This window comes from Saprospira grandis (assembly GCF_027594745.1).
GTDB classification, from domain to species: domain Bacteria; phylum Bacteroidota; class Bacteroidia; order Chitinophagales; family Saprospiraceae; genus Saprospira; species Saprospira grandis.
Genome location: NZ_CP110854.1, coordinates 2,593,794 through 2,619,801 on the forward strand (window position 1 = coordinate 2,593,794; position 26,008 = coordinate 2,619,801).

At 48.2% G+C, this 26,008-nt stretch carries 23 protein-coding genes; 11 read left to right on the forward strand and 12 right to left on the reverse strand.

Annotated features, from left to right (window positions below; all coding sequences use genetic code 11):
• Positions 1-63: 63 nt before the first annotated feature.
• Entirely contained in the window at positions 64-1,224 is a 1,161-nt protein-coding gene (locus OP864_RS10335) for a hypothetical protein (protein ID WP_270098123.1), read from the reverse strand.
• A 54-nt stretch (positions 1,225-1,278) separates the two neighbouring features.
• On the opposite strand from OP864_RS10335, the gene OP864_RS10340 reads away from it, so the two are divergent.
• A complete protein-coding gene (locus OP864_RS10340; protein WP_270098124.1) occupies positions 1,279-1,770 on the forward strand; it encodes a GAF domain-containing protein in 492 nt (163 codons plus the stop codon).
• Between the two features lie 396 nt (positions 1,771-2,166).
• Here OP864_RS10340 and OP864_RS10345 read toward each other — a convergent pair whose 3' ends face one another.
• Together OP864_RS10345 and OP864_RS10350 are read right to left on the reverse strand one after the other, a co-directional pair.
• The gene (locus OP864_RS10345) at positions 2,167-2,775 is read right to left on the reverse strand and encodes a hypothetical protein (protein WP_270098125.1); all 609 of its coding nucleotides are present in this window, start codon (positions 2,773-2,775) and stop codon (positions 2,167-2,169) included.
• Positions 2,776-2,866: 91 nt separating this feature from the next.
• A complete protein-coding gene (locus OP864_RS10350) occupies positions 2,867-4,393 on the reverse strand; it encodes an aromatic hydrocarbon degradation protein (protein ID WP_270098126.1) in 1,527 nt (508 codons plus the stop codon).
• 317 nt (positions 4,394-4,710) lie between these two features.
• On the opposite strand from OP864_RS10350, the gene folD reads away from it, so the two are divergent.
• The 6 genes from folD (at position 4,711) to OP864_RS10380 (ending at position 10,935) form a co-directional block, all read left to right on the forward strand.
• The gene (gene folD / locus OP864_RS10355; RefSeq protein WP_270098127.1) at positions 4,711-5,607 is read left to right on the forward strand and encodes a bifunctional methylenetetrahydrofolate dehydrogenase/methenyltetrahydrofolate cyclohydrolase FolD; all 897 of its coding nucleotides are present in this window, start codon (positions 4,711-4,713) and stop codon (positions 5,605-5,607) included.
• 3 nt (positions 5,608-5,610) lie between these two features.
• Positions 5,611-8,133, forward strand: a complete 2,523-nt coding sequence (locus OP864_RS10360) for a penicillin acylase family protein (protein WP_270098128.1) — start codon at positions 5,611-5,613, stop codon at positions 8,131-8,133.
• Positions 8,134-8,148: 15 nt separating this feature from the next.
• On the forward strand, positions 8,149-8,577 hold the full coding sequence (locus OP864_RS10365; protein ID WP_270098129.1) for a hypothetical protein: 429 nt from the start codon (positions 8,149-8,151) through the stop codon (positions 8,575-8,577).
• 233 nt (positions 8,578-8,810) lie between these two features.
• On the forward strand, positions 8,811-9,710 hold the full coding sequence (gene era / locus OP864_RS10370; RefSeq protein WP_015692942.1) for a GTPase Era: 900 nt from the start codon (positions 8,811-8,813) through the stop codon (positions 9,708-9,710).
• A 188-nt stretch (positions 9,711-9,898) separates the two neighbouring features.
• Positions 9,899-10,471 (forward strand): hypothetical protein, encoded by a 573-nt coding sequence (locus OP864_RS10375; protein WP_270098130.1) that lies wholly within the window; start codon positions 9,899-9,901, stop codon positions 10,469-10,471.
• Positions 10,472-10,494: 23 nt separating this feature from the next.
• Positions 10,495-10,935, forward strand: a complete 441-nt coding sequence (locus OP864_RS10380; protein ID WP_270098131.1) for a YbjN domain-containing protein — start codon at positions 10,495-10,497, stop codon at positions 10,933-10,935.
• 241 nt (positions 10,936-11,176) lie between these two features.
• Here the strand turns inward: OP864_RS10380 and OP864_RS10385 are convergent, their stop codons facing one another.
• Both OP864_RS10385 and OP864_RS10390 read right to left on the reverse strand, forming a co-directional pair.
• A complete protein-coding gene (locus tag OP864_RS10385; protein ID WP_015692946.1) occupies positions 11,177-11,452 on the reverse strand; it encodes a DUF4834 family protein in 276 nt (91 codons plus the stop codon).
• A gap of 42 nt (positions 11,453-11,494) precedes the next feature.
• Positions 11,495-12,793, reverse strand: coding sequence for a PP2C family protein-serine/threonine phosphatase (locus tag OP864_RS10390; RefSeq protein WP_270098132.1), 1,299 nt, complete (start codon positions 12,791-12,793; stop codon positions 11,495-11,497).
• A 141-nt stretch (positions 12,794-12,934) separates the two neighbouring features.
• On the opposite strand from OP864_RS10390, the gene OP864_RS10395 reads away from it, so the two are divergent.
• On the forward strand, positions 12,935-14,131 hold the full coding sequence (locus OP864_RS10395) for a metal-dependent hydrolase (protein WP_270098133.1): 1,197 nt from the start codon (positions 12,935-12,937) through the stop codon (positions 14,129-14,131).
• A 250-nt stretch (positions 14,132-14,381) separates the two neighbouring features.
• Positions 14,382-15,497, forward strand: a complete 1,116-nt coding sequence (locus OP864_RS10400) for an alkene reductase (RefSeq protein WP_270098134.1) — start codon at positions 14,382-14,384, stop codon at positions 15,495-15,497.
• Positions 15,498-15,552: 55 nt separating this feature from the next.
• On the opposite strand, the gene OP864_RS10405 is transcribed toward OP864_RS10400, so the two are convergent.
• On the reverse strand, positions 15,553-17,169 hold the full coding sequence (locus OP864_RS10405) for an FMN-binding glutamate synthase family protein (RefSeq protein ID WP_270098135.1): 1,617 nt from the start codon (positions 17,167-17,169) through the stop codon (positions 15,553-15,555).
• 26 nt (positions 17,170-17,195) lie between these two features.
• Entirely contained in the window at positions 17,196-17,720 is a 525-nt protein-coding gene (locus OP864_RS10410) for a TlpA family protein disulfide reductase (RefSeq protein WP_270098136.1), read from the reverse strand.
• 429 nt (positions 17,721-18,149) lie between these two features.
• Between OP864_RS10410 and OP864_RS10415 the strand changes: the two genes are divergently transcribed.
• Positions 18,150-18,863, forward strand: a complete 714-nt coding sequence (locus OP864_RS10415; RefSeq protein WP_270098137.1) for a tetratricopeptide repeat protein — start codon at positions 18,150-18,152, stop codon at positions 18,861-18,863.
• 72 nt (positions 18,864-18,935) lie between these two features.
• On the opposite strand, the gene OP864_RS10420 is transcribed toward OP864_RS10415, so the two are convergent.
• Both OP864_RS10420 and OP864_RS10425 read right to left on the reverse strand, forming a co-directional pair.
• A complete protein-coding gene (locus tag OP864_RS10420; protein ID WP_270098138.1) occupies positions 18,936-19,472 on the reverse strand; it encodes a hypothetical protein in 537 nt (178 codons plus the stop codon).
• Positions 19,473-19,477: 5 nt separating this feature from the next.
• The gene (locus tag OP864_RS10425; RefSeq protein WP_270098139.1) at positions 19,478-21,391 is read right to left on the reverse strand and encodes a CBS domain-containing protein; all 1,914 of its coding nucleotides are present in this window, start codon (positions 21,389-21,391) and stop codon (positions 19,478-19,480) included.
• 348 nt (positions 21,392-21,739) lie between these two features.
• On the opposite strand from OP864_RS10425, the gene OP864_RS10430 reads away from it, so the two are divergent.
• Positions 21,740-22,225: a hypothetical protein gene (locus OP864_RS10430; RefSeq protein WP_270098140.1), complete on the forward strand. Its 486-nt coding sequence runs from the start codon at positions 21,740-21,742 to the stop codon at positions 22,223-22,225.
• On the opposite strand, the gene aroQ is transcribed toward OP864_RS10430, so the two are convergent.
• From aroQ to OP864_RS10445, 3 genes are all read right to left on the reverse strand, one after another.
• Positions 22,196-22,645, reverse strand: coding sequence for a type II 3-dehydroquinate dehydratase (gene aroQ / locus OP864_RS10435; protein WP_270098141.1), 450 nt, complete (start codon positions 22,643-22,645; stop codon positions 22,196-22,198). The two genes, OP864_RS10430 and aroQ, sit on opposite strands and share 30 nt — an antisense overlap.
• A gap of 117 nt (positions 22,646-22,762) precedes the next feature.
• Positions 22,763-23,380, reverse strand: a complete 618-nt coding sequence (locus OP864_RS10440; protein ID WP_270098142.1) for a hypothetical protein — start codon at positions 23,378-23,380, stop codon at positions 22,763-22,765.
• 847 nt (positions 23,381-24,227) lie between these two features.
• Positions 24,228-25,889 (reverse strand): PhoX family protein, encoded by a 1,662-nt coding sequence (locus OP864_RS10445; protein ID WP_270098143.1) that lies wholly within the window; start codon positions 25,887-25,889, stop codon positions 24,228-24,230.
• Between the last annotated feature and the right edge of the window lie 119 nt (positions 25,890-26,008).

Below are 26,008 nucleotides of genomic sequence, written 5' to 3' on the forward strand. Positions count from 1 at the left end.
TTGGGGTCTAATTTTTTAATTCAGCTGCTAACCAAAGAGCAGAAAAGCGGAAATAGTTCAAGCCTATTTCTTCTTTTTTGCTTCCTTCGCTTTGCGCTTGGCTTCTTTGGCGGCGGCCTTTTCGGCTTTGCGTTTGGCCTTGGCTGCTGCTTTTTCGGCTTTGCGTTTTTCTTTGGCGGCTTTCTTCTCGGCCTTTTTGCGGGCTTTCTCGGCTTTTTTGGCCGCTTTGAGTTCGGCTTTGAGCTCGGCAGCTGTTTTGGGTTTTTCTTCTATTTCAACTTCTACCTCTTTTTTAACTTCTTCCACCACTTCTTTTTCTGTTTGGGCAATATCTGTTTCGCTAGGCAGGCTGGCGGCCTCAAACTTACAGTTGGGCGGATAAGCACAGCGCAACTGGGCTTGCTGAGGCAATTTGGCCGCTTCCTCCTTAGACAGCATGCCAAGCAAACGGCTGCTTTGGTTGGGCGTTAGGCAAGCGCCTTGAAATAGACGGACCGCCTGCTCATAGCTGTTCTCTGCATCAAAACAAATAGAAAAGAGGCTATCATAAAGAACGGGCTGCATGGGCAAGCTCGTAAAAGCAGTCACTTTTTCGCGCTTCTCTTTACGGCGGCGCAGCATTTTTTGTCCGCCTCGCTCTACTACAGTTTGGGTCTCAATTTCTTTGAGCTCTACCACTTCTTGTCCCCCCTCATCTTTGTCCTCTAATTGGTAGCGGATGGTCGTAATGGTTTTGGGATATTGCGATTCGTCAATGGTATTTGTATTATTATTGGCTTGATAGCCCCCAAATCGCTTGCTCTCGCCTTTATTGCCCTGAGGGGCTTTGCTGGCTACGGCTGGGCCTACCCCTTCTTTGCTATAGGCAAGGTCTAGATCTGGAGCAGGAGTTTCGGCATTAAGGGCAATTCGACTTTCTGATTTCAAGACCATTCGGTCATTGATTTTGACGATCTTATAGACCGAACAAAAGCCTTTGTCCAAAACTACATTCTGTTTCAAGAGGCCCAACTTTTTATCTGTAAATTCGATGCGTAAAAAGTAGTTGCCTTCTACAAATTTGCGCAAACGAAGATGCGCTGTTGCTTTTTCCGATTGTTGTCGGCCATCAATCCCTACATAAAACTCATAGTTATCGGGGCTCTGAATGAGCAGATCGGCTTGGGCCCAACTTTGGCCCCCCAACAAAAGAAAAAGGAGGAGAAGGTAATGTTGTACGTTCATAAGTTGTTTTTTTTTAGTTCTAAATCATAAGGATAAATGCAGCCTACAAATTTAATGAATAAAACAGAAAAAGAGCAGGCCTATACCGCGGCCCTAGCCGAAATCAAGGCCGTTTTGCAGGATGAAAGCCAGATGGTCCTTAAAATGAGTACGATAAATTGTATTCTCAAGTCGCATCTGCCTTACTATTTTTGGGTGGGCTTTTATTGTATGCATAAGGGCGCGCTGATTGTGGGCCCTTATCAAGGTACTTTAGGCTGCTTGCATATTGGTCTAGATCGTGGCATCTGTGGCCGAGCCGCCCGCCTGGGCCAAACACAACTGATTCAGGATGTACATGCCGATCCCGAACATCTGGCCTGCGATAGCCGAACTAATTCGGAGATTGTTCTGCCCGTTTTTGACCCTCAGGGCCAGCTCATTGCCGTCTTTGATGTAGATAGTACCGAAAAGGCCGCCTTCGATGAGCTAGACCAACAGTTTCTCGAACAATTATTGGCCGAGCAGTTTGCTCAAAGCGCCCTAGAAAAACAGTTTTTGAGTTAGTGTTCTGTTCTGCTGCTGTTTTGGGGCTGCCCCGCCCTGCGGGCGGGTCGGGCCATTGCGCAGCTCGCAGGTCTGCTCGGCCCTGCGCGGGCTGCGCCCGCTAGGTCTGCCGCCTTCGGCGGCCCTGCTACAGCCCCTCAGCCTGCGGGCCTTCGGCCCTGTAGGATGGATATCTAGGGCAAAAAGAGACTGTTTGAAATTTTGTTTCTGCCCTTTTTGCTGCCTACTATATATTCCTCGCCTAAAATTTATAGAAACCCTAGGGCCAAGGCCCTAGGCTAACTAAAAAATTGCCATCCCCTCATTCGAGGGGATTTTCTCTTTCCCTAGGCCCTATCAGCAAACAAGGGCTTTAGCCCATGTCTATGAGATATTGTCTAACATTTTGGAGACTGTTTACGCCTTTTCTGTCCCTAGGCGATTATTGGCCAAATACCAAAATTTTATTCGGATACACAAAATTCTGAACAGTTCCGGAATATGCCGTTCTGCATCTTCAGAATAGCTTCCTCGAAATGGAATATGCTGTTCTGCATCTTCAGAATAGCTTGCCGCAACTGTAATATGCCGTTTTGCAGTTGCAGAATAGCTTGCCGCAACTGTAATATGCCGTTTTGCAGTTGCAGAATAGCTTGCCGCAACTGTAATATGCCGTTTTGCAGTTGCAGAATAGCTTGCCGCAACTGTAATATGCCGTTTTGCAGTTGCAGAATAGCTTGCCGCAACTGTAATATGCCGTTTTGCAGTTGCAGAATAGCTTGCCGCAACTGTAATATGCCGTTTTGCAGTTGCAGAATAGCTTGCCGCAACTGTAATATGCCGTTTTGCAGTTGCAGAATAGCTTGCCGCAACTGTAATATGCCGTTTTGCAGTTGCAGAATAGCTTGCCGCAACTGTAATATGCCGTTTTGCAGTTGCAGAATAGCTTGCCGCAACTGTAATATACCATTTTGCAGTTGCAGAATAGGGCAAAAAGGTTTTGATGAGCTGTTTGATTTCTGTCAAATAGGGCCAGCCATAGCATTTCAGCTAAAAAAAGAGGACCAACTGCAAAACGCAGTTGGTCCTCTTCCTCTAATTGGGGAGGGGCTTATACTTAAAATCTAAAGCCTAGGGTCATCATAAAGAGCCCAATAGTTTCGCTATTGCTCGTTCTAGGGTTATTATAGCTAGAAGTAGCATAATAGGGCGAGTATTCAAAATCTCTGATGCTCCGCATATAGCTAAGGTCAAAAAAGACATGCTCTTGGCGAAAGCCAAAGCCCGCAGTAATATCATGGCGCAAATCGTTTACCCCCTTCACTTGGTCCAAATAAGGGGAGCTTTGTAGGCGGTAGCTCGCTCTTAGACGAAGCGAATTGATGGCAATTTCGCCACCCACTCTAAGGCGGTAGGCGCCCTGATAAGTATCAGTAATTGCGTTATTCACCGCATCAATAAAGGCTTGGTCTCCAGCGGTAGCATTTTCATCCGAGGCTTGGAGTGCATAGCTACTGCCTGCATAATTGAGGTATTCGCCATCTATGCCCAAATAGCCCTTAATGGGGTCGGTTTTTCCGCCAAAGGTATGGCCCATACTAAGGGCAAAAACCCAGGGAGAGAAAAAGTCTTGTTTATATTCTGCGGTAGGAGAGACCCAAGGTTCTGTAGCAGAAGTTTCGCGGAGGGTATCGTTCCAGACCACCGCCCCGCTAAGTTCGGTATCTAGGTTTTCGGTCAGACTCATGGCCGTGGGCGTATGCATACTGAGGCCTACTCTAAGGCGTTTATTGACTCTATAAATAAGGCCTAGTTTAAGGTTGATGCCTGTTCCTTTTACCGTCCGAATCTCATCGAAGTTGAGGCTTTTAAAGTCCATGTTTCCTGTAGGTTCGGTCTCGCTATAGCTTCTAAAGTCTCGGAAGTTGAGAAAGGTAATGCCTAGGCTTCCACCAATATAAAGCCTGTTTTTGTAATTACCCGCTAGGGCAATATTGAGCTCATTGATGCCGCCCGATTGGCGGACCAATTGGCTTTTTTGAATATAAGCGCGATTAGAATCGACCACCGAGCCTACATAATCGCTACCGCCGCCAGGATTATCAATAAAATAGGCATCCCAAGCGAGGCGTTCTTCAAAGGGGTCTAAATCATCGGGCAGGGCATTGGCGGCATTAGCCTCTTGGGTGAAGTTAATAATGCGAGAGCCGGTAGAGGTTCCAGAAAAAGAATAGGTCCGATTAAAAGAGGCCGTTCGGCCGAAGCTAAGGCCAAAATTGACATAGCGCCAATCTGTACTTTGTTCTTGGGCCAAGACAAGTCCTACAGAGCCAAGGTTAAAACTTAGGCGGTTGTTGCTAGAGCGGGGCAGGGTACTATCGGCTAAAAATTGGCTTTGGATATTGGCAAACTGTAGGCCGGGGCTAATACTAAACTCCGAGCCTCGGTAAACGGCAAGGCCAGCGGGATTGCCATTGAGGCTGCTCATATCGGCTCCAAGGGCGCCCAGGGCGCCGCCAACCGCCATGCTGCGGGCAGTATTGGGCTGCAAGCGTTCGGAAAAGAGCAGGGCATCGCTGCTTATTTGGGCCATTAGGGCCGAACTAAAGATGGAGAAAAAGACAAAAAGACTAAACTTGTTCATAAGATTTATTTTAAGACATTTAATTTAAGACAAGTCTTTTAGAAGACTCAATTTTAGCGCCATCCTCTTTTTGCGGTAGGGGGGCGGCGCAGCCGCCCCGGCTGAGGGATGGACAAGGGTGGCCGTCAGGCCAGACCCAGCGGGCAAAGCCCGCGCAGGGCCGAGCAGACCTGCGAGCCCTGAAACAGCCCGACCCGCCCGCAGGGCGGGGCAGCCCCAAAATAGTAGGAAGAGAAAAAAAAAGGAAAATAATCCAGTGGGCTGCCTAAAATAGGCTATTTTTGGGGGCATTAAACCACCCTCAAAGAAATAGGTCCATGCAACTTTTAGATGGTAAAGCCCTCTCTCAAAGTATTCAATTAGAGCTCAAAGCGGAAGTAGAGCAAATTGTCGCCCAAGGCGGTCGCCCCCCTCATTTGGTGGCGGTTTTAGTGGGAGAACATCCTGCTTCGGCCAGTTATGTGCGCAACAAAATGCGAGCTTGCGAAAGAGCCAATTTTCGGTCTAGCTTGAAAAAACTGCCCGTAGATATTGCTCAGGAGGACTTATTGGCGGAAATAGCTGCGCTCAATCAAGACCCCGAAGTAGATGGCTATATTTTGCAGTTGCCCTTGCCGGCACATATAGATGAACATTTGGTAACGCAGGCGGTTGCGCCCGAAAAAGATGTGGATGGCTTTCATCCCTATAATTTGGGCCAGATGCTTTTGGGCGAAGACTCTTATTTGCCCGCTACGCCTATGGGCATGATTACCCTTTTGGAGCGTTATGGGATGGAAACATCGGGCAAAGAAGCCGTAGTGATTGGTCGTTCGAACATTGTGGGCCGCCCGATGAGTGTTTTGCTTTCTCGCAAACATCCGCAGGGAAATTGTACGGTTACGGTATTGCACAGCCGCAGCCAAAACATGGCCGAACATTGTCGACGGGCCGATATTATTGTAGCCGCTATTGGTCAGGCCAACTTCCTGACCGCCGATATGGTGAAAGAAGGCGCCATTATCTTAGATGTGGGCATCAACGCCATAGACGACCCCAAGGCCAAAAGAGGCTATCGTCTGGTTGGAGATGTAGATTTTGAGGGAGTAAAAGAAAAGGTGTCGGCCATCACGCCCGTACCCGGTGGAGTTGGTCCCATGACCGTAGTATCCTTATTGATGAACTGCCTAAAAGCCTATAAAACAGGCGCAGGCAAAGCCCTAGAAAAGCAATAAACTATGCGAATATTGAGTTTTTTGGCCGTTTTGGCCATTACTATATTTCTATTTCTCTTTCTCAACTCCTCCGACTTTGCCTCTTCTACGGTAGAGAGTTTGAGTGGAAAAGAGACTTTTATTCCTCCGATGGGGAAGTTGTTGAGTCCGAGCTCGGGCTTTTGGCGAAATGCCGAAAGCAAAACGGGCCCTTCGCTCTCCTCTTCTCTGAGCGATGGCTCGCTGTCGGCCCCCGTAGAACTGCTCTATGACGACCGAATGGTCCCACATATCTTTGCCGACAATATGCAGGATGCTTTTTTTGCCCAGGGGTATGCTACGGCTAGCCTTCGACTTTGGCAGATGGAGTTTCAGACGCATGCGGTTTCTGGCCGTTTGGCCGAGGTGTTGGCCACCTCTGAAAAGATGCGAGAAGTTTTGTTGAAGATGGACCGTAAAAAGCGGAAGGCGGGCTTGCCCTTGGCCGCTAAAAAGACCGTAGAACTTTGGAAGAAAGACCCCAAAACCTACGAACTCTTGCAACGCTATGCCGATGGCGTCAATGCTTATATTGATGATTTATCTTATGCCGAATTACCTTTGGAGTATAAGTTACTGAATTATCGTCCCGAAAAATGGACGGTCCTTAAATCGGCCCTTTTGCTCAAAGCTATGGCCGAGGACTTGACCGCTAAGGATCATGATTTTGAGATGACCAATGCTTATAAATACTTTGGTCGAGATACCTTCAATCTTTTTTATCCAGAATATTTTCCCGAGCAATCGCCTATTATTAACGATACGGCCTTCTATAACTTTAAGCCCGTAGCGGTAGGAGATAGCTTGGCCAAACCCTTTTTGGGTTTTGATCAGGGCTTGCCGAAAAACCCCAAGCCCCAGCCTAAGGGTATTGGGAGTAATAACTGGGCCCTGGGCGGCAAAAAAACGGCTTCAGGTTATCCTATTTTGTGTAATGACCCCCACCTCAAGCTCAATCTGCCCTCTATTTGGTTTGAGGCGCAAATTGTAACGCCTGATTTTAATGTCTATGGGGCAACATTGCCCGGAGCGCCAGGTATTATCTCTGGTTTTAATCAGCATATTGCTTGGGGGGTGACCAATGTGGCCCATGATGTTCGCGATTGGTACGCCATTCAATGGACCGATGAAACGAAATCGAGCTATATCTTTGATGGCGAAGAAAAAGCCAGCGAGAAAATCCTCGATACCGTTTATGTACGAGGAGCGGGCTTTGTTGTCGATACGCTTATTTATACGCATTTTGGTCCGGTCGTTCGCACCGTAAATGGCCAAGACTATGTCTTGCATTGGCAGGCCAACGAGCCTAGCTCCGAGGCCAAAACCTTTATCCTATTGGCCCAAGCCAAAAACTACCAAGATTATCAGGCGGCCATTAAGCATTTTTCTTGCCCCGCCCAAAACTTGGTCTTTGCCTGTAATAATGGAGACATTGCGCTTTGGACCCAAGGAAAACTGCCTTTGCGCCGACCCGAGCAAGGAAAATTTGTCGCCGATGGCCGCTATTCCTTCAATCAATGGTCGGGCTTTATGCCCCAAGAGCATATTCCACACGAATATAACCCCCAAAAGGGCTATGTGGCCTCGGCCAATCAGCATTCGGTCAGCCCCGCCTATCCTTATTATACCTATGGTTATTTTGAGGAGTATCGTGGGCGCTACCTCAATGGTCAGCTAGACGCCCTTTCTGCAGCCACCGATAGCGAAATGAAGGCCTTGCAATTGAGTAATTTTAGCCAAAAGGCCCAAGATTTTCTGCCGCTGCTAATGAAGTACTTGCAAAGAGGCGAGCTGAGCAAAGACGAGCTAGAGCTCTTGGCCCTTTTCCGAGATTGGGATTATGAATATACGGCAGAGGCCGTGGCTCCAACCATCTTTGAAGATTGGTTCTATAATTTGCAGGCCCTTACCTATGACGAACTCGAAGAGGCCGCTGCCCAAGGTATGGAACTGAATTATCCCGATGCCTGGCATTTGTTGGGCCTCCTCAAGCGAGACACCAGTTCTTTTATTTGGGACAAAGTAAGCACCGAGAAGCAAGAACGCATTGAAGATATTGTGACGCTTTCGTTTAAGGAAACTCTAAATACGGTGCCCAAAAATAAGTCGGGCCAACCCATTAGCTGGGGAGAAATGAAGGCCACAGCCCTCTATCACCTGGCCCGCATCGAGGAGTTTAGTATCCTAAATTTATCGGTGGGCGGTACCGCCGATGCCCTCAATGCCGTGAGCAACCGCTACGATTTTGCGGCTAGCCGAAAGGCCGATAGCCTGATGCATAAGGGCGGCTCTGCGGCTGGACCCTCTTGGCGTATGATTGTCGAATTGGGCGAGAAGAAACCCAAGGCACAAGCCATTTATCCCGGTGGCCAATCGGGTAACCCCGGTAGCCACTACTATGATAATATGGTCCAAGCTTGGGCCGAGGGCCGCTACAACAAATTACTTTATCTAGAATCTGCCGAAGAAGGAAAAGAGAAGATCCGAATTCGCCAGCGTTTGCACTAAAAAAGACAATTTATTATGACTAGAGTACTATTAGGCGCCGCCGCGCTCTTTTTGCTCATCAGCCTTTCTTTTTGGCTTTTTGCAAGCTGGTGGTGGGCCAATTTATTCTTTGCTGTTCTCATCGGTTTTGCCATGCAGTTGGGCGCCGGCCCCAGCTTTTTGGCCGGAGCGGGCAGCAGTTTTCTCAGTTGGTTCATTAGTATGTACTGGATCAATGCGGGCAATGGCGGCTTGCTGCTCCAAAAAATGCGTGCGGTTTTGGGCCTCCCTTTTGGCTCAGATACGGGCGTCATGCTTTTCATTGCCTTATTGGGCGCGCTCTTGGGCGGACTGGGCTTTCTCTTGGGCCAATTGGGCCGAGATATTGCCACCGGCCCCGTGGATAGCCGTTCTAAACGCCGAAGAAGAGGACGTAAACGCTCTGCAGCTACCTTTAAGCTTTAATTTTTTTTGGGGCTGCCCCGCCCTGCGGGCGGGTCGGGCTGTGCCGCAGCTCGCAGGTCTGCTCGGCCCTGCAGGCCTTTGCCGCTTTGCGGCAAAGGCCTTGGGTCTGCCGCCTGCGGCGGCCCTGCTATCCATCCCTCAGCCGCGTCGCTGCGCTCCTTTGCGGCGGCTTCGCCGCCTGTCCACCGCAAAATGGACCAATAAATAGCTAGTTTTTTTAACGAATATATATTATGAGTACAGAAAAAAAAGCCCACAGATCGGGCTTTGTCAATATTGTAGGCCACCCCAATGTGGGCAAATCTACCTTGATGAACGCCCTGGTTGGCGAACGGATGTCTATTATTACGAATAAACCCCAAACCACTCGCCACCGCATCCTGGGCATCGTCTCCGAAGAAGATTTTCAGATCGTTTTTAGCGATACCCCCGGCCTGATTCAAGACCCTAGCTATAAAATGCAGGAGCGCATGAATGAATATGTCAAATCTACCCTAGAGGATAGCGATTTGATGCTACTAGTGGCCGATGCTACCGAAAAAATTGCTGATGAATCTGCCATTTTTGAGCTTTTGGCCAAACTAAAGGCCCCCGTTTTTCTTTTGCTCAATAAAATTGATCTGCTGCCCCCCAAAGAGCAACTAGAACAATTGGCCGCCTGGAGCAAAAAACTCGACTTTGCCGAGCTCATTCCCATCTCCGCCCTCAATCGCATCAATACCGATTTGGTCCTCGAAAAAGTGATCGAACGCATGCCCGAAGGCCCAACCTATTACCCTAAAGAGCAGTTTACCGACCGCCCAGAACGCTTCTTTATGTCGGAAATCATCCGAGAAAAGATCTTACTCAATTACCATCAGGAAATTCCCTATTCGGTAGAAGTAGTGGTAGAGGCTTTTCAAGAAGAAGAAGATATTACCCGCATTTTGGCCAATATTTATGTGGCCCGAAAAACTCAAAAAGCAATTCTTATCGGTAAAGGAGGCCAAGCCATCAAACGCCTAGGCCGAGATGCCCGCCTGGCTATTCAAGAGTTTTTAGAGACTAAAGTCTATCTAGAATTGCACGTAAAAATTAAAGATAATTGGCGTGACGATGAGCGCAGCCTCAATTATTTTGGTTATACGTCTTAATCCTTTTATCTCCCTTGAAAGGGTTTGTTTATGGGCTTTTGCCTAAAAAGTAGGTAAAGCCCCTAATCTTATATTTTTTGTCCATAAAACTAGGATAATGCTTGAGAGTTTGCTTAAATTTGCGTACTATTATAGTCGAATAGTAGAATATACGGTACGACCATCTCCAAGATAAATCCTGCAGCTTTATGGAACAACTGACGCTGAGTTTCAAAAATATCATTCGCCAAAGATGCGAGGCCCAAGGCCAGCTTAATCTAGCAGAACTGCTAGAAACAGCCGCTAAGCAAGAGTTTGTCCAACTGGACACGGCCTTGCCCGAAGAGCATCTGCAGCTTCATTGGCAAGAGTTTAAGCAAGCCCGCTTGCAACAAACAGCCTTTAGAGAGTTGCGCTCTGCTCAATTACAATCTTATCCTTTCCAATATCTTGGCTACTTCCAATTAGGAGAAGAAGCCGAAGCCTTGCCTTTTGGAGAAGAACAGTTTTCGGCGAGTTTGCAGGCCCGCCCTCTTTTTGTTCAATCTGATGAGCAAGCCAAAGCTTGTAATATGAGCTGGTTGCTAGAGCTACTTACGCAGGCCGAAAAAGTAGCCGCCGATCCGCTTCGCCAAGATGAGCTCTTTTGGGAAAAAGGAGCAGAAGGGAACCCGCAGCTTCGGATGGAAAGAAAAAATGGAAAGCAGAAGGAAGTACAGATTATTCGCTTTAATAATAATTATTCGACGGTGAGCTGGCAGCACCAAATTGAGCTAGGCTAGCCCACCGCTTTAGCTAAATGCTTATGAGTTTAAAAGCCTATTACGAGACCGTAGAAGCCGCTATCGCTAAATTGGGTATTGACCCCGTTTCTAGCCGAGGAAAAGAAAAAGAGGGCCTTTGGACCCTGACGAAGAAAGATATTATGGTCTGGATTGACCTCTGGGAAATCGAGAGAGAGGGCCGCCCTTATTTTCAGGTGATGTCGCCCCTTTTTCATGTTCCAGAAGATAAAAAATTAAGGGCCGAGCTTTTTGCCGAATTGCTGCAAATCAATGACCGCCTTTATGGAGGAGTTGCTTTTACTACTTTTAAGAAATGGATTTATCTTAAAACGATTCGTGAAGCAGAAGGACTCTCTGCCGATGAAGCCCATAATAGTATCATGAGAGTAGGCACTTATGCCGAACGACATGGAGAGGCCTTGGCCCATAAGTTTAATATCGAAATTGCTCGATTCAAGTAGATTGGAGCAAATGGCCCAAAAAAAGGGAAGCTGCGAATTTTCGCAGCTTCCCTTTTGCGTTTTAGAACCTCCTCTAGTATAGGGCCAAAGCCGAAAAACAAGGCTGAAAATAACTGTTGAGCGGCCTAGCGATGTGCAGCAGTGGCCGTCAAGCCAGACCGAGCCGCTGAAAGCGGCGAAGGGCCGAGCGAATAGCGAGCTGCGAAACGTAGCGCCCGCCGAAGGCGGGAGGCCCCAAACCTTAATCTAGTTCTTCAAAATCAATATATTCGCCATCATTTCGAGGCTGTTGTTTTTGCTTTTGTTGGCTGTTGCTTTGCTTTTGTGTGCCAAACTCTTGCTCGCTAACATATTGGCCCTGGCCCTGTTGTTGGGCCTGCATCTGTTGCTGGAACATCCGCATAAATTGTTCTTGTGGACTAAGCGGGCGCTCTCGTTTGGGCGGGGCCAAAAATATGGGTCTAATGAGAAAACGGTAGACCAAATAAGCAAAGAAAATAAGAAATAAAATACGCATGATATAAGTCTTGTTGTAAGCTAAGAAAGGCAAAAAGAGCGCCTAGGAAGCTTTTGCTGTCATTTTGGCAGTTTCGCTTTGCTTTTTCTGCTCTTTTGTCGCAAAGATATGCCCAGTAAGGATAGAAATGTCATCGGGAAACTCCATGCTGCCCTTAAATTCTTGCATTTCCTGCATTAGGGCCGCATTAAAATCATCGGCGGATAATTGATGATGTCTGCCAATAAAATCAGCAATAGCCTCTTCTTCGACGGTTTGCCCGGCCTCATTGCGCAAATCGGTCAAGCCATCGGTATAGAGGAAGAAAAAGGCATCCTCTTTCAGATAGATTTCGCCCCATTCTAGCTTAGGGATTTTAGGAACAATGCCCAAAATTGTACAGCCTTTATCGAGCCGTTCTACCTGCCCATTTCGGTAAAGAAAAGGGGGATTATGTCCTGCATTGAGATAGAGCAAACGGCCCGTGCTGCGGTTGTAGCGGGCCACAAAAAAGGTAATGAATCGGTCGCCTCGGGTCGCTTTTAGGACCTTCTCATTGAGGCGGTCCACAAATTCGGGAATCTTTAGATCCTTGCGATGAATGAGGGTTTGTAGGTTGGCCTGAAAGTTTGACATCAGGATGGCGGCAGAAATTCCCTTGCCCGAAATATCGGCAATACAAAAGGCAATTTCGTCTTCGTTGAGCTCCATAAAGTCATAGTAATCGCCCCCCACGCCCTCATGAGGTTGGTAAATACCCGCAAAATTAAAGCGTTGATTATTGGGCAGCTTGCTCGGAATGAGCATATTTTGCACCTGATTGGCCAGCCGAAGCTCATGCCGCATTTTCTCTTGGGCCAACTGTCTTTTAAATAGACGCTTGTTTTCTATGGCCACCGCCACCACATTGGTTAGGGTCCCAATAAAGCGAATAGACTCAAAGAGGTCTTCCCCTTTTCGGGCCTCTTTATAGACAAAGGCAAAGGCAATAGCCTCCTCCTTATGATAGACGGGAATCACATAGTTAAACTCGCAGAGCAAAGGATGGTCCTCCCCAATCTTGGCAATCCGCTGATAGGCCGAAAAATAATCGCTAATGTCTAGAACTAAGAGCTTTTCGTCTACTCCCTTATGCGTAGCAAGCTGCCAATGCCCGTCTTTGCAACTATATAGGGCAAAGCGCTGGGCGCCCATCTCCCAACAAAGGGTATCGGTATAAATTTTAAACAGGTCCTGGATCTTAATGTTGTTGTTGATGGCCTGTGTAATCTCTGATAAGCGGTTAATCTGCAATTGCTGCAAGTAGAGCTTGTGTTCTAGCTCTTCTATCCGCGGCAAGCTTGTTTTATCTTGGCTATCCATAGGCGCCGGTTTTGTCTCTATAAAAGAAGTAGTAATTTAAAGATAAGAAAAATCGCTGGCCTAAGGCCTTAAACTCTTGTTATTTGGGCGCATCTTCTAACTTAGGCTTTGTATTTTGCGCCTCAATCATTTTTATACCTTATGGATTCACTTACTCAGGCTGTGCTTGGTGCCGCTTGCGGACAAGCTGTTCTCGGCCGAAAAATTGGCCCTAAAGCCTTGGCTTGGGGCGCTATTGCGGGCACTTTACCCGATCTAGATGTGATTAGTCGCGTCTTTAGTGAGCATGAAATTTATGGCTTGCTCTATCATAGAGGATTAACGCACTCTATTTTTATTACGCTGCTAGCTCCGCCTTTATTGGGCTATTTGGCCCATAAGCAAAGAGGGGTTGTGGCGGTCCTTTTTGGCCTTTTGCTGGTCCTTTTTATGGGCGGGATGGGCCTAAAAGAAGAGAGCACTGTTTTGCAGGGCATTGGCCTTTTTATTTTGGCCATTACGGCCTGGGTCGGCTGGCGATATTGGGGCAGCAAAAACCCGCCAAAACTTCAAGAAGAACCCGGCTGGAAAAGCTGGAGCTGGATGTTCTTTTGGGCTATCCTGACCCATTGGCTAATTGATGCCGGCACTAGCTATGGCACCCAAATTTTTGAGCCCTTTTCTTCTTATCGATTCTCTTTTAATAATATCGCTATTGCCGATCCACTCTATACTTTGCCGCTTTTACTGGCCGTGATGATTATCCCCTTTTTTAAAAATAAAAGTTGGCAGCAAGGCATCAATACCACCGCTTTGGTCCTCTCTACGGCCTATATGGCCCTTACTTTTGGCATTAAGGCAAAGGTCAATGCGGTCGTTAGCGAAAATATTAAGGCCCAAAATATAGAAGAACTTAGCTATGTGACTTATCCCACGATTCTCAATTGTATGCTCTGGCAAACGACTATCGAAACCGCCGATGCCTATTATTATGGGGTCTATTCTATCTGGGATGAGGATAGCAAAATAAAGTTCCAAAAGTTACCCAAACAACATCAGTTGCTGGACCGCTGGAAAGGTCATGAGTTTGTCGATATTCTCCTCTGGTTTTCGCAAGGCTATTATAATGTTACCGAAAATCCAGACGGTAGCCTGCAGTTTAATAATCTTCGCTTTGGCCTGATGGGCTTTGGCCTCTTAGAGGATAGCGATGGCTATATTTTTAAGTTTAAATTGGCCGAAAAAGATGGCGAGCTAAGCGTAGAACAGGTCCGTGATATGGATAAATTACAACCTAAGTTGCTCTTCTCTTTGCTCTGGAATCGCATTTGGGATAAACATCCTGCTGTCAATAAGTAAGTATTTTTTTGGGGCCTCCTGCCTGCGGCAGGCGCTACGTTTCGCAGCTCGCTATTCGCTCGGCCCTTCGCCAGCTTCGCTGGCTCGGTCTGGCCTTCGGCCACTGCTACACATCGCTAGGCCGGCCAGGGCTACACATCGGTTACTCCCTTCGGTCGTCGAAGACGCCTTAAAGGGCTTGTTGTGGCCATTTGGCCTGCGGCCAGTGCGGCAAAGCCGCCCTCTTTCCATACGCTAAAATTAGTTGATTATGTCTCTTCTTCATCCGCTCCAATTGGGCCCATTAACACTGAAAAATGCGGTTTTTATGGCGCCGCTCACTCGCTGCCGAGCCGATAATCCAGAAAGGCTGCCCACGGCCTTGCATCAGGAGTATTATGCGCAGCGAGCTACAGCTGGTCTCCTTATTTCAGAGGGCTTGCCCATTTCTGATCGAGCTGGGGGCTATTTGTTTGTGCCCGGCATTTATACTCCCGCTCAGGTAGAGGCTTGGAAAGCCGTAACGGCTGCCGTAAAAGCTAAAGGCGGCCATTTCTTTGCCCAAATTTGGCATGTGGGCCGAGTTTCTCATCCCGATCTGATGAATGGACAAGCACTTCTGGCCCCTTCAGCTATTGCTACGGGCAGTAAGAGCCGAACCTATGAAGGGCTCAAGCTTTCTCCGGTTCCCAAGGCTATGGACCAAGAAGATATTCAAACCGTAATTAGCCAGTTTAAGCAGGCGGCCGCCAATGCCTTGGCCGCTGGCTTTGATGGGGTAGAGCTGCATACGAGTAATGGCTATCTCTTTCATCAGTTTTTTGCCAATTCGGCCAACCAACGCCAAGATGAATATGGCGGCAGTATTCCCAATAGAGCCCGCTTCCTCTTTGAGGTCCTCGAGGCGGTCCAAGAAGTTTGTCCCCTAGAAAGAGTGGGCCTGCGCTTTAACCCTATGCTCGATGGGCATATCGGTATTGAGGTAGATGAAGAAACCATCCCTTTCTTTGATTATCTCTTAGATAAGCTCAATGATTATCCCTTGGCCTATGTGCATCTAAGTCGGCCGGGCCAAGCTTTTGCCCACCGCCAACTGGCTGAAAAAGAGAAGGACCCCAATTTGTTTATTCAAGATGTTATTGGCCATTATCGCAAAATTTATAAGGGCGTTTTAGTGGCCAATGGCGGCTATACGGCCCAAACTGCCCAAGAGGAATTGGCCCAAAATAGAGCAGATGCTATCGCTTTTGGCAAAGCCTTTATCTCTAATCCCGATTTGGTCCAAAGAATAGAGCAAAATGCAGCCTGGGCGCCCTGGAATCCCGATACTTTTTATACTCAAGGCCCAGAAGGCTATACCGATTATCCCTTTTTATCAGAGGGCTAGCATAAAAAAGGAGCAAGCGTAATTTTCGCTTGCTCCTTGCTTTTAGGGCCTGGCTCTATTCATAATTAGAGCCTTCTTCTAGGTACTCTAAAAATTCTTTTCGGTAGATGTCAGGCAGACAGCCTTCTTGGCCTTCTAGTAGGCAACCCACCGGAATCTCTGGATAAAGTTGGTCATATCTGCGGACCTCACTCATAGAAATCCGTCGAAGAATATGTTTTCTAGATAGTTCTGAGGGTTCTTTCATGCCTGCCGCTGCTAGTAGTTCAACTAAAGCATGCACGGTCTTTTTATGAAAGGAGTAAATCCGCTCGGCCTTATCTGGAACATGAAGGCCTTTCATTAGTTGTTTGTTTTGGGTGGCTACGCCTGTAGGGCATTTGTTGGTATGGCATTCTAGGGCCTGAATACAACCCACGGCCATCATCATGGCGCGGGCACTATAACAAGCATCGGCGCCTAGGGCCAAGGTTTTGGCCAAATCAAAGCCACAGCTAATTTTACCTGCAGCCAAGACCTTAATATCCTTTTTGAGGTCAAAGCCCCGAAGAGTGTCTACGGCAAAGCTCAGCCCATCGCGTAGGGGCATTCCTAGGGAGTCTGAAAATTCTACAGGAGCGGCACCAGTTCCCCCTTCTCCACCATCAATAGTAATAAAGTCGGGCTTGATGCCTGTTTTGACCATGGCTTTGCAAAGGTCATAAAACTCAATTTCAGAGCCAATACAGAGCTTAAAGCCAATGGGCCGGCCCTTAGACAACTGCCGAAGCTGGGCCACAAACTGCAGCAGCCCCTCTGGTCCCTGAAAAGCTTTGTGGTAGGGTGGCGAAAGCACATCGGTTCCTGCTTGCACTCCCCGAATTTTAGCAATTTCGGCGGTGTTTTTCTTGGCGGGCAAAATACCGCCATGTCCGGGTTTTGCCCCTTGCGAGAGTTTAATTTCCACCATTTTGATGTCGGGATGGTCCACTGTTTTCGCAAACTTATCGGGGTCAAAGTTGCCATCATCGGCTCGGCAGCCAAAGTAGCCTGTTCCAATTTGCCAGATGAGGTGACCGCCTTGAGAGAGGTGGTAGGGACTAACTCCGCCCTCGCCAGTATTTTGGGCAAAGCCGCCTTTGGCGGCCCCTTTGTTCATGGCCATCACGGCATTGGCAGAGAGAGAGCCAAAGCTCATGGCCGAAATATTAAAGATGCTTAAATCATAGGGTTGTTTACAATCGGCTCCGCCTATACGGACCTTAGGGTCTTGTTCAATACTATCAAAGGCAAAGGGGTAGGTAGAATGCGTCATCCATTCATAGCCTTCATCATAGATATCGAGTTGGGTGCCAAAAGGAACCGTTTCCTTGGCCTTTTTGGCCCTTTGATAAATGAGGGAGCGTTTGCGGCGGCTAAAAGGCGTATGGTCCAAATCCGACTCAATAAAATACTGGCGGATAGCGGGACGCAGGCCCTCTAAAAAGTAGCGCATTCGGCCAATGAGGGGGTGTGTTTTTCGAATGGCATGATCGGTCTGAATCATATCCTGAACGCCCATAAAGAAGAGCGGGAGCAAAATAACTAGGGCCCAAAGGAAGTGAATAGACAGAAAATAGGCCGCAATCGCGGTGGCGGCAAAGAGCAGCAGCGATACGGCCAAAAATTTCTGGGGAAAGTTGTTAATCGTCATAATTTATTGCGTCAGTGAATACCTGACTACTTCGCTTTTTTAACCCACTTTTGGAGTTTTTTTGCGGCTTTGGGGTCAGAGGGCTGCAGGGCGTCTCTATCGACAAAGTTTCCTTCAGCATCAACAATCAGGTAGTGAGGAATGCTATAAATATAAAAAAAACGGAGTAATTCTTTACTGTCTCGACCCGCTCTTTGCCAATGCTCGCCAGTTTGGCGGAGTTCGAGCTTATCTAGGGCCTTTTGCCAAGACTGGGGCTTATCGTCTAATGAGAGGTAGAGAAAAACGACTTCTTCGCCTAGTTTTTCATGTAATTTCTTGGAGTGGGGCATTGCTTTTTTGCAAGGGCCGCACCAGCTGGCCCAAAAATCAATATAAATCACTTTGCCTTTGTGTTGGGCCAGGATATCGGCTAGGCTTTTTTCTTGCTCGCCATCTGCAGAGTTGAAGCTATGGCTGCTGAGCAGTTCGGGCAGTGTTTTGTTAGATTGGGCCAAGAGGCTACCTCCTAGAAAGAAGAGAAAACTGAGGGACAAGAGTAGCTTGTTCATAGAATTGATATTGAATGTGAAAGGATGTAGGAGGGGAGTTATTTAGGCTCAATATTAGGGCCAGCTTTTTAGTTGTTTAGTTGTTGTTTTGGATCTAGGGCGGTGGCGAAGCCGCCGCAAAGGGCCGCAGGCCCGCGGCTGAGGGATGGATAGCAGTGGCCGAAGGCCAGACCGAGCCAGCGAAGCTGGCGAAGGGCCGAGCAGACTTGCGAGCTGCGGCACAGCCCGACCCGCCCGCAGGGCGGGGCAGCCCCAAATCCTGATGAAAATTAGAAAATAGCAAGGAAAATAAGTCTGCCTAGGGCGAATATTTGGCCTGCTTCTAAAAAAGATTTAGTGAAATCTAGGTTTTTTAAGAAGTTGTTTATCTTTGCAAGCAAATTTTTTTTTATAAGATCAAATCAGCTGGCTGAAAAAGAAAGAGATATAATGGCAGATCAACCCATAAAAACGGAGCTTCAGGATTTTGACGTAGATCAGTTTCGCGATCAAACTGCAGAAACTTTTGAGAAGTATAAGAACGTGATTTTTGGCGCTTTGCTCGCCGTTGTCCTCATTGGTGGGGGCTACTATTTCTATAGTGATTTTTACATGAAGCCTAGAAATGAGAACGCCAATAAGGCGATTTTTCAGGCTGAGGCCATGTTTCAGAAAGATTCTTTTTTGCTAGCCCTTAATGGTACAGGCGCGGCTTTGGCTGGGCAAATGGGCGGAAGCTATGAAGGTTTTCTAGATATTATTGCCAATTATAGTGGAACAGAGGCGGCCAACCGTGCGCATTATGGCGCTGGGGCTTCTTTGCTTCGTTTGGGCAAGGCCGATGAGGCGATTAAGTATTTGGAAGCTTATAACGGCAAAGATGGTTATTCTCAGGCTGCAGCTTATGCGCTTTTGGGCGATGCTTACTCGGAAACGAATGACAACGAGCAGGCGTTGAGCTATTATGAGAAGGCGGCTAAAGAGAGCCCTAATGCCATGATGACGCCTATTTATATGCGTAAGGCGGCCCTATTTAATGAGGTCGTGATGAGCAATGCAAGCCGTGCATTGGAGCTATACAAAGAGATTGAACAGAAGTATCCCGAAGCAGCTGAGCGCTTGAACATCTCAAAAGATGTGGTTCGCTTGGAGCAAGGAAAATAAGATATGATTCAGCAAAAAGAAAGGGCGCCGACCAATTGGTCGGCGCCCTTCTTTTTTGGCCCTAAGGCTCATTTAGATAGCAATGATTTCAAAACCATTGGCGGTAGGACGAAGGATAAACATGGCCATATCAGAGGCCGAGAAAAGCGCCTGCTTTTTGGGGAGCAAGTTGGCGCCATTAAAGAAGATATCGCCTGCTTGTAGGTTGTACATTTGCTGGCGCTGCGGATATTTGGCCGCAAACTCTTCTTTGTCCATCACTTCCGATTTATAGCTATCTAGGTACATCTGATAACTAACTTGAATATCGCTGCGGATGGGGTTGTCATCGCAAAAATCAGATTTTAGCTGGGGTGTAATGCTAAAATGCTGCCCCGACTCCATCGCAATGACCTCCGAGGCTAGACTGTTGGCCACCAATTGGCAGTTGCCATCAAAATAGGCCTTGATGAGCTCTTGCCCAAAGGCTAGGGCCTTGGCTTTCTCCTTAGAGATAGGAGCCTTAATGGTACTGCTGCTAATAGTACTGCCCTTTTTCTGGGCCAATAGGTTGGGGCCTGCCAAAAGGAAGCAGGCGGCAAAGAAAATACTGAATACTGTTTTCATCATAGTTTTTATTCTTTTGAAAGACGATCAATCAATCGCCGAGACATATCTACAAAGTTTTCTTCAGAGATTAGGCCAATTAGCTCCTTATTCTTTAGAACGGGCAAAATTTTTACGCCTTCTTTCCGCATAATCTTCATGACTTCGGTAATGGTGTTTTGAGGCGCAACGGTTCTAGGATGAAGCTGCATGATTGCGCCTACCGTTTTTCCCTCTTCCTTTTGAGGACTAGATAAATAGCGCATGATCGATTTGGCCGTGACTACGCCCTGCAAATGCCCTTCTTCATCTTCTACCGGCAGGTAGTTCAGGTCGTTCCAATCCATCAGGCTGTAGGCGTATTCTACAATATCATCTTGATGGACCGTGACCAAGTCCGTGCTCATAAACTCCTCGACCAATAGCTTGGAGGGGTCGTATTGATGAAACTGCCCTAGCTCGGGGATCTCCCACTCATGTACAGGCCTGCTCTTCGTCTGATGATCATAAATGGCCGCCGTGATGGTGGTCAAGCTCTCATCTACGCTGGTCTCTTTCTTAAATTTAGAGAAGGTGCGCAGAATCCAACGGGCCCCGTTGCTATGCCGGCGAACCCTTTCTTCCATAATGCCCAAATAGCGATCAATATGCTCCGGCTCAATGTTCCGATGGGCTAAACCCGCTCTGGCCATGGGCAAAAGTTCTTCTAGCATTAGGGTGCGAGCATTCACTTTTTTGTCGCCAGTCCAGGTAAATTCAGAATCAATCCCCATTTTGGCGGCCTTGATAAAGTTGTCTCGAGCATCATCAAAACTCATGAGTTTGGTGATGTCGTCATGGGCCAAAGACATGCCTTCCATCAGGCCCAGCCAAAAGGCGGAGTTGGCCATTTCATCAATCACGGTAGGTCCAGCACCAAAGACCCGGTTTTCTATCCGAAGATGAGGTTTGCCATTGCCCGAAATACCATAACATGGACGGTTCCAGCGGTAGACGGTCCCATTGTGCACCTGCAAGGCTTTTAGCTTGGGCGCCACTTTTTGGGCCAAACGCTCCAAGGAGTCTTCCTCGATGTCGGTGCCCAATATAATACGGAAACGGGTGATATCTTCTTTGTAAATCTCTAGGGCCGACTTATGCAACCAGTCGTGCCCAAAGGTGACTCTCGGACTCTGGTCTCTGAGGTGGTCCCGGCTCTTTCTGTTGTCTATCGATTGCTGAAAAAGGGCAATTCTCGACTCATGCCAAAGCCGCTTGCCAAAAAGAAGAGGGGAGTTGGCCGCCATAGCCAATACTGGCCCAGTAACGGCTTGGGCAATGTTGTACATTTTGACAAAATCTTGCGGACGAACCTGCAAATGTACCTGAAAACTGGTGTTACTCGCCTCTAATAAGGGCGAATCATGCCGCACAATCAATTCGTCAATCCCCACAATATGCAGCTCGTAATCACTGCCCCGCATTTTGCGCAAAGCGTGCATCAATGCGGCATAACGCTCCTTGGGCGTGAGCTTGCTCATATGCAAATCAAACTTGCGCAAAGAAGGCAATATCCCCGTGAGTAGCAATCGGCTGTCGTGCCGAGCCGCAACCTTGGCCAATTCTCCCAATCGCTGCCGAAGCTCGGTTTCCATATTAAATAAAGCATCTCCCTCAAAACGCTGAGGAGAGAGATTGATCTCTAAATTAAATTGGGCCAATTCGGTGGTCAACCATTCCGGATGAAATTCTTCCAAAATTTGCATGGCTGTGCAAGCCGGCTTATAATGTTTGTCAATTAAACACATTTCTTGCTCGGCCCCAATGCGCAAAACATCATCCTCAAACCAGTTGCCCTCTAGCATGGTCTCAAAGGCTTGAACATCTTGTAGTAACTGCCGCACAAAGTGCTGCATATCGCTCTTACTACTGGAGCTAGCTAGTCGTACACGTTCTTCTCCCATATGACTTCGTAGTTAAATAAAATGTTAAGAACCTTACGAACATAAAAAGAAGTCTATTAAAAAAGGGACTTTTGCCCAATTTTATTAAGCTAGCTTGCTTTATTTGCAAACTTTATAAAAGTTTTTTGTTTTGGGGCTGCCCCGCCCTGCGGGCGGGTCGGGCTGTGTCGCAGCTCGCAGTTCTGCTCGGCCCTGCGCAAAAAAAGCTGCGCTTTTTTGCTGGGTCTGCGGCTGCGCCGCCCTGCTTTCCATCCCTCAGCCAGCGGCGGCTGGAACAGCCGCCGCTAAACCCTTGCCGCCTGGCTTTCGTTTAGACGAATACTGGCCTTCACTCTAAATTTTAATCTTATGCGTTTTCTCTTTGCTCTTTTTCTACTCAGCTCTAGCTTGTTGTTGTCTTGCGATAAAAACGGAGACCGCCTCGAATTACCTTTTACCACCTGGGTAGAGGTTCCCGCAGGCCTCAATGGGGTACTGACCTATCACTTTCCCGCTGATGTCTATACCAATGGAACGGTGCCCGAAAATCTCAAGCAGGCACAACCCGCCCGCATCCGTCTCTATTTAGAAGATGGACAAGCTTCTTTTGATTTTGCCCGACGCGTTTACCTAGATGCCGTGACCGATAGCAGCCGCAATGAGCTAGGCTACCGCCTAGATGTTCCCCTGACCAATTCGGCTAGTCTAGATTTATTCCCCTCTATTGTGGACCTCAAAGAGCAGTTGGCCCAAGATCAGTTTCGCATTGAGCTGAAGATTGATCTCCGCTCGACCACTACGGCCACTAGCCGCATGAGAATTGAGCTAGATTTTCTGGCCGAATTGCTCGATTAAGTAACGCAGGCCCAAGGCATAGCCCCGCCAACCCAATCCAGAAATAACGCCTACGGCCGCCTCTGCTAAATAGGAATGTCGCCGGTATTCTTCCCGCTGATGAACATTGGAGAGGTGCACTTCTATTACCGGCCGACTAATCCCCCGAACCGCATCGGCCAAGGCAATAGAGGTATGGGCATAGGCACCCGGATTAAAGACAATGCCTAAATAATCAAAGCCAACGGCATGTAGCTGGTCCAAAAGGGCCCCCTCATGATTCGATTGGAAATAATGCAGCCGATAGGGGAGCAAGAGCTCACCCATATCGGCTTTTATTTGGTCCAGTATCTCCTCAAAGTTTGCCGAACCGTATACTTCGGGCTCTCGCTTCCCCAGTAAATTGAGGTTGGGCCCATTCATTATCAATAAGTCTTTCATTGCTGCTGTTAGTATGGTATTCGTCGCTGCGCTCCTCATGCGCAATATGTCCCCGCCCACCCACCCCTCTACGGGATTCCTTAAGGAATCCCTCGGGGAGGCTGGACCAAAACAAAACTAAGCGATTCTATACCAAAGGCCCAAAACAAAAAGCAAGAAAAACCCGCCCCAACCTATGTAAGCCAGATGAGTCGGCTTCTCCTCGGGCAGTTTGCAAGAGATCGCCTTCTGCGGCTCAGCCTGCTCTATAGCGCCTTGCTCTGCTCTTGGCTGCGGCTCGGCCTTGGGCGAGTCCGTCTTTTTCTTGGGCGCTGGACAGCGGTCCATGGGCTTTTGGATCTCCTCCAAAGCAGGTTGTTGCGGATCTGCAAGCGTATCGCTTACCCTCGGCAGACTATCCTCCTCAAAGCCAATAAACTCGATATTTCTGGGGTAGCGCTTACGCAGCTCTTCCATCGAGAGCTTTTGCTGATGAATATATAAATGGTTCTTTACGGTATCGCTCCTAACTGACTGATTCCAATCTCTTATGGTCTCTACGACCATAGAATCATTCAGCTTTTCTAGCCGAATCATCATGGGGGGCGGCAAACCAAAGTCATCCTCTAGGAAGTCCTCTGGATTAAAAAAAGGCAGCTCGCCCGCAAAACTTTTGTAGGCTATTGCTTTGGTTTGCCCCCAAATGGGCCCTTGCAAAAGGACCAAAGCTAAAAGACAGAGTATCAGTTGTTTCATGAGTTGTTGTGATTTGGCGTAAACTGTTAAAAAAAGTTTGGGCTCTTCAAAAAACAGCCGCAAACCATTGGCCAAAAGTTGGAAGGCTTAGCTGGGGGAGGCCCCATAGGCTAGTTTGTCAAACAAATAGCAGTATACTATAGTCCCTCGCTAGTTTGTAGATGCAAAATGCCTATAAACAGTTGTTTAGCACTAATCTGCAGTTGCAAAACAGCTCTGGCCTGGCGCCAGCCTCAATCTGCAATTGCAAAACAGCTCTGGCGTGGTGCCAGCCTCAATCTGCAGTTGCAAAACAGCTCTGGCGTGGTGCCAGCCTCAATCTGCAATTGCAAAACAGCTCTGGCGTGGTGCCAGCCTCAATCTGCAGTTGCAAAACAGCTCTGGCGTGGTGCCAGCCTCAATCTGCAATTGCAAAACAGCTCTGGCGTGGTGCCAGCCTCAATCTGCAGTTGCAAAACGCCTCTGGCGTGACGCCAGCCTCAATCTGCAGTTGCAAAACAGCTCTGGCGTGACGCCAGAGCTAATCTGCAGTTTACAAATCCCTCCGGGCGTATCTATAATGCCCTATCTTTTTTTTCTGGACCGACCCTACTACAGTTTAATGATAGGCGCTTAAAATCGAAATATGGAAGGCGCTTGTATCTTGGGGCCTTGTCATTTTAGTTTAAGGGGCATTAAAAGAACTGGGCTGAAAGCCCATGGCCGAAGGCCAAACGGCCTAGCGATGCGAAAGGGGGCGGCGAAGCCGCAGACCAAGGCCGTCAGGCCGCAGGGCCGAGCAGACCTGCGAGCCCTGCAGCGTAGCGCCGATGACCAAAGGGAGGCGGAGGCCCCAAAAAACAATCATCTAGCTATTATAGCCCATCAACTTATCGAGGGAGGGGCCACTAATAACCACCACGGCAGAGCGGGGCATACTATCGCCGCCTTCTGGCCAATGGCTCGTGAGTTCCTCTAGGCTAGGGCTGGTCTCTCCGGGATGCTGCACACTCAGGAAGAGGTGGCGACCGTCGGGGGTGAAGTAAGGGCCAGTGAGCTCGGCATCTTTGGGGGCAGAAGCGACCCGAATCACCTTGTCCTCGGCCTGATGATAGACGAACAAACTATTGTTGCCATAGGGCGTATAGGGGGCCTTGCCGATCTTGCTGCCAGAGATATCGGAGGTAAACCAAAGGTTGCCTCTGGGATCAAAGGCCATATTATCGGGGCAGGCAAAACCGAAGTCCGCCCCACCAGTCAAAAAGGCTTCTGCCTTAAATTTAAGGCCTGTTTTATCTTCTGAATCTTCTTCAATCTTGAGAATTTGGCCCATATAATCTCCCTTGGGAATATTATTGGTGAGCGTGATGAGCACATTGCCCGTTTGGGGATCAAACTCAATATCCTCGGGGCGATTGAGTGGGGTAGCGCCCAAGAGTTTGGCGGCCTCTCGCAGACGGATAAGGACCTCCGTTTGGTCCTTAAAATGCTCTTGCAAAATGGGTTGCTCCTCATAGTTGAGGGATAGCCACTCGCCTTTTTCGGTATTGGCCACATAAAGGGTTCCTTCGGTCAGGCTACCGGGTTGGCTGCTAATAAACTTATAGATATGTTCATCATTTTTGTCATCGCCGGTATAGACCACTAGGCGGCCATCGGAGGCCTCATGCACCTGAGCGCATTCATGGGCACAGCGGCCCAGGGCCACCAACTTGCGGGCTTTTCCGCTCTTAATATTCACCTCGACCACCCAGCCATAATGCTCGGGCAAATTATCGGGATACTTATGTTCCCAGCCATAGGCGGAGGCGATGCGTTTGGGTTGTTCGGCATCTTGGCTATAATCGCTTTCGCCATAATAAAACTGATAGTTTTCCTCACAGGTCAGGATGCTGCCCCAGGGCGTCACGCCGCCCGCACAATTGCCAAAGGTGCCCATAGCGACCTTTTTGCCAGCTATGGCTTCGGGCCAATCAAAAGGGATTTCGGTAAAGCCGTTTAGGCGGCGGTTATAGTCGCTATCCTGCTTAATGGTCCAGGGGCCATCGGCTGTTTTTTGGATATGCAGAATAGAGCCGCCCACCTCATAGAGCTCTTGGTCAATGGCCTCCTTTGTCTTTGTTTTGGGGTCGGCTTTGCGGGCAAAACCGTGTACAAACAGAGGATCGAGATATTCGTGATTGACCCAAAGCAGACCTTCCTGTAGATCTGGCCCTTGTTGAAGCGGGATATAGGCGGTATAATCGTTATTAAAGCCAAACTTATCTTTAGGAGAAATCTCATCCTGCCATTTGGCTAGAATCTGATACTCCAGCCCCTCATCGAGAAGGAGTTGGTCCTCAGTTTTGGCGGCCAGGCCCTTAAAGGGGAACTCAATTTTGGGTTCTATTTTTTCGCCAGTTTCCGTATAGCCCTTATTATGTTGGGGTTCGCCACAAGACTCTAGGCTAGTGAATAGGCTTGCGCCAGAAACAGCTAGGCCAGTACGGCCCAAGAACTGCAAAAAAGATCGTCTGTTTTGCTCTTTCATGATATGAAGTTTATTTAGCACTGATGTTTTATTTTGGGGCCCGCGGCCGGCTAGCCTTCGGCTAGTTCGGCCGCCGCTATGCTGCGCGGCTCGCTGTTCGCTCGGCCCTGCAGCCGCCT